Annotated in this window: 8 protein-coding genes (2 of these 8 running past the window's edge); 4 read left to right on the plus strand and 4 right to left on the minus strand. The window is 35.0% G+C overall.

Annotated features, from left to right (window positions below; all coding sequences use genetic code 11):
• Positions 1-600, plus strand: partial view of a glycosyltransferase gene (locus AMET1_RS04785; RefSeq protein ID WP_086637327.1) — the 3' portion only. Its footprint begins 525 nt before the window's first position; only the last 600 of its 1,125 coding nucleotides appear in the window; its start codon lies off the left edge, out of view; its stop codon occupies positions 598-600.
• 465 nt (positions 601-1,065) lie between these two features.
• On the opposite strand, the gene AMET1_RS04790 is transcribed toward AMET1_RS04785, so the two are convergent.
• Both AMET1_RS04790 and AMET1_RS04795 read right to left on the minus strand, forming a co-directional pair.
• Positions 1,066-2,049, minus strand: coding sequence for a GDP-mannose 4,6-dehydratase (locus tag AMET1_RS04790; protein ID WP_086637328.1), 984 nt, complete (start codon positions 2,047-2,049; stop codon positions 1,066-1,068).
• 37 nt (positions 2,050-2,086) lie between these two features.
• On the minus strand, positions 2,087-3,187 hold the full coding sequence (locus AMET1_RS04795; RefSeq protein WP_086637329.1) for a glycosyltransferase: 1,101 nt from the start codon (positions 3,185-3,187) through the stop codon (positions 2,087-2,089).
• Positions 3,188-3,407: 220 nt separating this feature from the next.
• Between AMET1_RS04795 and AMET1_RS04800 the strand changes: the two genes are divergently transcribed.
• Positions 3,408-4,349 carry a helix-hairpin-helix domain-containing protein gene (locus tag AMET1_RS04800; protein ID WP_161490773.1) on the plus strand — a complete coding sequence of 314 codons (942 nt, stop codon included), beginning with the start codon at positions 3,408-3,410 and terminating at the stop codon, positions 4,347-4,349.
• A gap of 48 nt (positions 4,350-4,397) precedes the next feature.
• Here AMET1_RS04800 and AMET1_RS04805 read toward each other — a convergent pair whose 3' ends face one another.
• Complete coding sequence (locus tag AMET1_RS04805; protein WP_086637331.1) at positions 4,398-4,934, minus strand: FumA C-terminus/TtdB family hydratase beta subunit; 537 nt, start codon at positions 4,932-4,934, stop codon at positions 4,398-4,400.
• Complete coding sequence (locus AMET1_RS04810) at positions 4,931-5,773, minus strand: fumarate hydratase (RefSeq protein ID WP_086637332.1); 843 nt, start codon at positions 5,771-5,773, stop codon at positions 4,931-4,933. Before AMET1_RS04810 ends, AMET1_RS04805 begins: the two co-directional genes overlap by 4 nt.
• 104 nt (positions 5,774-5,877) lie before the next feature.
• Between AMET1_RS04810 and AMET1_RS04815 the strand changes: the two genes are divergently transcribed.
• Both AMET1_RS04815 and AMET1_RS04820 read left to right on the plus strand, forming a co-directional pair.
• Entirely contained in the window at positions 5,878-7,281 is a 1,404-nt protein-coding gene (locus tag AMET1_RS04815) for an aspartate kinase (protein WP_201721282.1), read from the plus strand.
• A gap of 26 nt (positions 7,282-7,307) precedes the next feature.
• A protein-coding gene (locus tag AMET1_RS04820) for a glycosyltransferase family 4 protein (RefSeq protein ID WP_086637334.1) crosses the window boundary here: on the plus strand, positions 7,308-7,500 show its start. 950 nt of this gene lie beyond the right edge of the window; 193 of the gene's 1,143 nt are visible here — the first part of the coding sequence; its start codon is at positions 7,308-7,310; the stop codon falls past the right edge of the window.

The raw sequence follows: 7,500 nt of genomic DNA on the forward strand, positions 1-7,500 counted from the left end.
ATACAAAAATACTATGGACTAAACCCAAAAGTAATCTATCCTCCAGTAGACACAAAAGAATTTTACTTCGAAAAAATAGGGAATTATTGGTTAACTGTTAGCAGGCTTAATCCAGTCAAAAGAATCGAATTCCTAATAAAAATTTTCAATGAAACAGAAGAAACACTAAAAATAGTCGGACCCGCAGATAGAGAAGAAGAATTAAAAAAATACAAGAAATTAGCAAACGATAACATCCAATTCACCGGAGAAATAAGCTGGCGCAAACTAAAAAAATTATATGCTAACTGCAAAGCTACCATAACTGTAGCAAAAGACGAAGACTTCGGTTTAACACCAATAGAATCAATGGCCTCCGGAAAACCAGTTCTCGCAGTGAACGAAGGCGGATACAAAGAAACAATTATCAATAAAAAAACTGGATGGCTACTACCACCAAAAAAAGAGAGATTCAAAGAAAAAATAAGTAAAATTGACAAACAAACAATAATGTCAATGAAAAAAAACTGTCAAAAAAATGCCGAAAAATTCAATAAAAACAAATTCTTCAAAAACCTAGACAAAACCATTAAACAACTAAATATAAACCAAAAAACCTAAACAAAACACAAACAATACAATTCTAAACAAAATAACAAATTCAAATTCAATTATACTTATATTATAAAATTTCAATTCAACTTGTATCATAAAATAATTATAAAGAATTAAGGTAAATCTATAGTCTTTATCTTATTTTTTGTTTCGAACAAATGTCTAGAGTTGCAAACGACTCCGAATTAAAAGGGTAACTTTAACCACCAAAAAATCAGTAATCAAATTTGTAATCCAAATAATACTATCAAGGGGACGACGAACAAACTTATTAATTTTAATCCAATTCAAGCGTGTTAGCAAATCTAATAGATAACAACTACTTAATCTGAACAAAAATAAAGGCACAGAACTAATCAATTTAGAAGTAGCATAAGCTCTAGTAGAAGTTTTCCTAAAATTAGTTTCCTGAAAAATATTCTCAATATCCCTCATACGTCATTGCCAATCATTTCCTTCAATATATACTGCTTATTTATTATTTTTATACCAATCCTTATTTTTTTTATACCAATCTATGTATTTTTTTATTCCCTCTTTGATCCCAAATTTTGGTTCGTAGTTGATTAGTTTTTTTGCTTTTTTGATATCTGCGTAAGTGTTTTTTACATCTCCCTTCTTTTTTTCAGAGTAAATTGGTTCTTTTTCTAAATTAGTTTCTTTAATTATTTCTTTTGCTAGTTTTTTAATGGATATATTTTCTCCAGATCCAATGTTTATTATTTCACCCTGGGCCTCTTTTTTACTAATCAACTCGATATTTGCTTTGGTAACGTCTTGTATGTATGTGAAATCTCTTGTTTGTTTTCCATTTCCATATATGATTGGGCTTTTATTATTTAGGCATCTTCTAACGAAATTTGATATAGCCATGTCGGGTCTCATTCGAGGGCCATATACTGTGAAATATCTTAGTGAGACTGTGTTTATATCGTATAATTCATTAAAAACCCTGCAATATTGCTCTGAAGCCAGTTTACTTACTCCATATGGGCTTTTAGGGGTTTTAGGGTGTTTTTCATCAAATGGTAAATATTTTGTTTCGCCATAAACAGATGAAGATGAAGCGTTTATAAATAGCCTTACATCGTTTTTTCGTGAAGTTTCAAGTAGATTCAGTGTACCGTTTACATTTATATTATTAGGTTCTATTGGATTTTCAACTGAATATCTAACTCCTGCTTGCGCAGCCTGATGAAAAACTAATTCAAAATTAAATTCATCAAAAACCTCCTCCATTATACTCTGATTTAAGATGTCGCCTTCAACAAAATTAAATTTAGAATCAAGGTTTCTTGAAAAATCATTACACAACTCAACATTTTTCTTTTTTATAAAAGAGGGATAATAATCGTTTAAATTATCTATTCCAACGACATCATAACCTTCTTCTAATAATCTTTGGGAAAGATGAGAACCTATAAACCCTGCCGAACCAGTTATTAATGCTTTCATATATTATCTCCTAAGTTTTAATACATTTTTTATATCTTCAAGTTTTTATTAGCTCTTTGAATTGGTTGATACACTTTTTAGCATTAAAGTCATTTGACCTCCGAATTAACTTCTGTTCTTCAGTAGGATTTTCTAAAGTACTTAATATTGCTTTTGCTAGTTTTTCTGAATCTCCTACAGGTACTAATTCACCGTATTCTCCGTTTTTTAGTATTTCTGATGGACCGGAAAGGCAGTCTGTTGATACTACAGGTGTTCCTGTTGCCATAGCTTCGATCAATACATTTGGAAGGCCTTCCCATCTGGATGAAAGTACAAATACAGTTGAGTTTTTCATGTATTTATATGGATTTTCGGCATACCCTGGCATATCTACATATTTATCAAGATTTAGTTTTTGTATGAGGTTTTCTAGTTCCTTTCTTTTTTCTCCTTCACCTAATATTAGTAATCTTGATTCTTTTTTGTGGTTAAGTAATTTAAAAGCCTCTATAAGTGTTTTAAAATCTTTTTGTCTATGAAGTCTACCTACACCCAGAATAACAGTTTTGTCAGATTTAAAGAATCGATGTTCCACACCTTCACTTGCTTTTTCTTGTAAATCAGAATCAACCACAGGGTTATGAATAACTTTCATTTCTTTCACTGGTATACCTGAAATTTCACTAATATCCCTCGCAACACCTCTCGAATTAGGGATGATTTCATCAGCCCACCTATAGGTACGCTTAATAAAAAAAGGTAAAACTCTAGAGCTCAAGTTATTTTCATTTTTTAGGAGTTCAGAAGTATTATTTCTAATCGAGACAATATTTTTAACTGGAGTTCTCGACATTTTAGAAGCTATAAGGGCAACCACATTCGCTTGATTCATCGCAGAAACAAGATATTCAGGTTTGCGGTCCCTTAAATATCTAGCAAGTTTAAAAACAGAATATCTAACTTTACTAGATTTAAGAGTATGAACATCAATATCACCAACAAACTCATATTTCATAGAATTATTATCGATAGCAGTAACAATCTCTACATCCATATCTTTCGAAAGTTCTTTAGCAATCTTTAAAAAAACCTGACTAACACCACCCCCAGCAAACTCTGGTATGAAAATAGAAACATCAATGTTATTTCCCTTCATCTCCTTCTAATTGGTTTTTCAAAATTAAAAATAGTTTTGATTAATTCAGAATTTAATAATGTAATAGTTTCACCGAACACTGCCTCAAAGATAGAATATAATAAACTAAAAATTTAATTGGATGTCCTTGGTTCAAAAGATAAGGAAGTTAGCAAGTTCAAGTAGATTCGATGTAGTCTGTGGGTCAAACTGGGATGTACCTATCTTCCAAAGTGGCCAAATGAATAACTTTCCATTACTAAAATTGTTACTATCTAATGAATGCAATTTTGACTGTAAGTACTGCAATAATCGCTGTAGAAATAAAAGCACATCAATAAATCCCAAAAAGGTCGCTAAACTCACAAACCAACTATACACCAATAATAGGATTTGTGGTTTATTTTTATCTAGCGGTGTTTATAGTGATCCTGAAGATGTTATGGAAGACCTAATCTATACAGCGAAGCTTTCTAGAGAACAGGGTTTCGATGGTTATATTCATCTTAAGGCTATGCCTGGTTGTTCGAAAGACCAGATCGAAAGAGCCTCCATAATTGCAGACAGGCTAAGTATAAATATCGAGGGGCCAACCAGATCTCATTTATCAGAGCTTTGCTCTGTAAAAGACCTAAAAATCGATATTGAGCGACGTCAAAGGTGGATAGATGAGCAGGATGTGGGTCAGTCAACCCAGTTTGTAGTTGGAGCGTTGGATGAAACAGACAAAGAAATAATAAATAAATCCGTTGAATTATACGAGAAATTCGATTTAAACCGAGTTTATTTCTCCGGCTTCAAACCACTCAAAGACACACCACTAGAAAGTTCTTCAGGGGTTGAAAGACATAGGGTTGGACGTCTATACCAATCGGACTGGTTATTACGGGTATATAAATATCAACCCAAAGAACTACTTAAAATAACTGAAAACGGAATGCTTCCAAATATAGATCCAAAACTCGAAATCGCCAAGAAAAAAAGAAGAATCAACATCAAAAAAGCAAGTGAAAAACAACTAATGCGAGTACCGGGAATCGGACCTAAAACAGCCAAAAAAATACAAGATAAAAAACAAGAAATACAAAGCCTATCAGATTTAAAATCTATGGGTGTTCCTGAGAAGACAATTCCATTTATAGAGTTAGATGGAGAAAAACAAAAAAGAATCACAGATTTTTAAAAATTAATAATTTAAAACTAAATTTTTTCCTGTTTTTCTATCGAGATGTCATTTTTTATTTTGTTTGTAGAGTTTGTTTCCTTTTGTGTCTATTGCTACTGTTGTTGGGAAGTCTTTGATTTTGAGTTTCCATACTGCTTCAGGCATCCCTAAGTCTAGCCACTTGACATCTATTACTTCTTCGATGTAGTCTGCGGCTAGTGCTGCGCATCCTCCTGGAAAAGCAAGGTAAACCGAGTTATGTTCCTTTAGAGATTCTATTGCCTGGTTATTTAGGCCGCCTTTTCCGATCATAGCTCTGACATTATGTTTTTTTAGGAGTTTTGGTATGAATTTGCTTAGTCGGGTGCTTGTTGTTGGGCCTGCAGCTACAACACTCCACCCATCATTTTTTTTCATTAGTGGGCCACAGTGGTATATCACCGCTCCATCTAAATCGAAATCCAGTTGGTTGTTTAGAATTCGTTTGTGCGCGGAGTCCCTAGCTGTATAGATTTTTCCGGAGAGCTCTACTTGATCTCCAACCTGGAGGTTTTTAACGTCTTTTGTTTTGAGTGGGGTTGTTAGTTTAATTTTTTTAGTCATTTCGGGGCCTCTATGGTTGTTGTTGCTGTTCTTGTTGCCCAACACTGTACGTTTAATGCGACTGGGAGGGAAGCAGTATGGCAGGAGGCGGTTTCTATCGAGACTCCGAGGGCGGTTGTATTTCCTCCGAGCCCCATCGGACCAACCTCCAACTGATTTACTTTTTTTAGGATTTTGTTTTCCATCTTGCCTATCTCCCCTTTACTGGTGTTGGGTTCTTTGATCAATGCTTTTTTAGCGAGTTTCGCAGATATATCTAAGCCCCCACCAATCCCTAAACCAATGTATATGGGTGGGCAGGGTTTAGCTCCCGCCTCCTTAACCATATCTACCACCCAACCTGGGATTTCGTTTGCCTCATCGGGTAAAAACATTTTTTGTCTTGCAACATTCTCTGAGCCACCACCCTTGATAAGAACAGTTAATTTTATTTCATCGCCTTCCATCGGTTGGTATTCGATGTGTGGAACTCCTTGGCCAGTGTTATCTTCTGTATTTTTTCTGGTTAATGGATTTACAATGCTGGGACGCATAGGCAATTCCCCGGTCGCATCCTTGACAGCTTGTTCTAAAGCATCTTGAATCGAGAAATCTATCTGCAGGTCTCTTCCTACTTCAATGTAGAATGTGATTAGGCCTGTGTCCTGGCAGATTGGTTTGTTTTTCTCTCTAGCTATCTCTAGGTTTCTGAGGATGTTTTTAATCTGAGTTTCAGCTACACCCTCTTCTTCATGGTAGGCTTTTTTTAGTCTTTGTTCAGCCCACCCAGGTAATTGTGTTTCCGCTTCCTGTATCAATTGGCTAGCTTCTTCTGCCAGTTTTTTCCGAAGGTCGGTCATGTTATTTCCTTTAATACTTTTGTTGGGTTTTCTTTAAGATATAATTGTTTCTTTGGTTTTTGTGGTTAAGTTTTAATATAATTCCTCGTCTATATTCTGCGGAGATGTCTAGTCTGGATAGAGTTGTCATGAAGTTCGGCGGTACAAGCGTAAAGGACGCCGAAATGATAAAAAAAGTCGCCTTAATAACCAAAGAGAAATATAATGAAGGAGTCGAGGTCGTAGTTGTAGTCTCAGCTATGTCCGGAACCACCGACCAACTACTACAGATCGGCGAAAACCTCAAAAAAAGAAAAAAACAAAAAGCCCATGACTTGATCAATCAGATTGAAGATCGGCATAAAGAAACCGCTCAAAAACTTCTATCTAACAATGATTTAGTTGATAGTGTTCTGGGTGAGGTAGATGAGATTATTGGTGAACTTCGGTTGTTGGCTGAGGAGATGGATAATTTTATAGACCGTTCTTTCGATTACTTAATGTCCTTTGGTGAAAGGCTTTCCGCACCTATAGTGAGTGCAGCTCTCCAAGACAATGATGTGCCTTCAACGCACCTAACTGGACGTGAAGCAGGCGTCATAACCAATCAGTGTTATGGTAGTGCTATCCCACTCTCAGAAAGCAACAAAAGAATCAAAGAAAGCGTTTTACCTCTTTTAAATGAAAGTATACCTGTTATCACCGGTTTTATAGGTTGCTCTAAAAATGGAGATATTACGACTCTCGGTCGGGGTGGAAGTGATTACTCTGCATCCACAATAGGCCGAGCAATCGAAGCAGATGAAATATGGATATGGACAGACGTAGACGGATTACTAACCACAGATCCACGCGTTGTTCAAGATGCTCAAACTCTAAAGCGGATCTCATATCGTGAAGCCATGGAGTTATCTTTCTTTGGAGCAGAAGTCCTACATCCAAAAAGCATAGAGCCAGCAATAGAAAAAAACATACCAGTACGAGTTAAAAACACATTTAATCCCAGTTTTGAAGGCACCTTGATAGTTAAAGATGAAGAGAAGATAGAAGGAGTGGTTAAAGGGGTTTCAGCTGAACGTGACGTCGCACTAGTAAACATAAGTGGAATAGATATAATAGGGACTCCTGGAGTTGCTGCGGATGCTTTTAGCGCTCTTGCTGAATCAGATATAAATGTAATCATGATTAGTACAGGTTCTTCAGAGCCAATCATATCTTTATTAGTAAAAGAAGATGATTTAAACGAAGCTAGAATTTCATTAGAAAATAAATTTTCAAGAAACAAAATAGAGAATGTAACCACTGACAACGAGGTTTCAGTCATTACCGTTGTGGGTAGCGGTATGGCTGGTACTCCTGGAGTTGCTGGCAAAGTATTTACTGCCATTGGTGAAGAAAAAATAAACATAATAATGATAAGCCAAGGATCATCTGAATACAATATTTCGTTCGTAATTAGAAATAATGAAACGGATAAAGCACTTAGAAAAATACATAATGTTTTTGATTTAGATAAACTTTCAAAGTAAATTTTGAGGTATATCCAGGTGTTTAAATGGATACCATAGTTCTTTCGTTAAAATTAGATAAATTAGGTGGAGCTGAAAGAGTTGTTATACAAGAATGTAATTTCTTAAATGAAAATGGCCATAATGTATACTTATTGACCTCAAAAATTAGTTCTAAAGTTCTAGAAGATTATGATTTAAGTTCAGATGTTAAAGTTATTTGCCTAAATGGAGATAGCA

Origin of the sequence: Methanonatronarchaeum thermophilum (assembly GCF_002153915.1) — an archaeon.
Lineage (GTDB): Archaea > Halobacteriota > Methanonatronarchaeia > Methanonatronarchaeales > Methanonatronarchaeaceae > Methanonatronarchaeum > Methanonatronarchaeum thermophilum.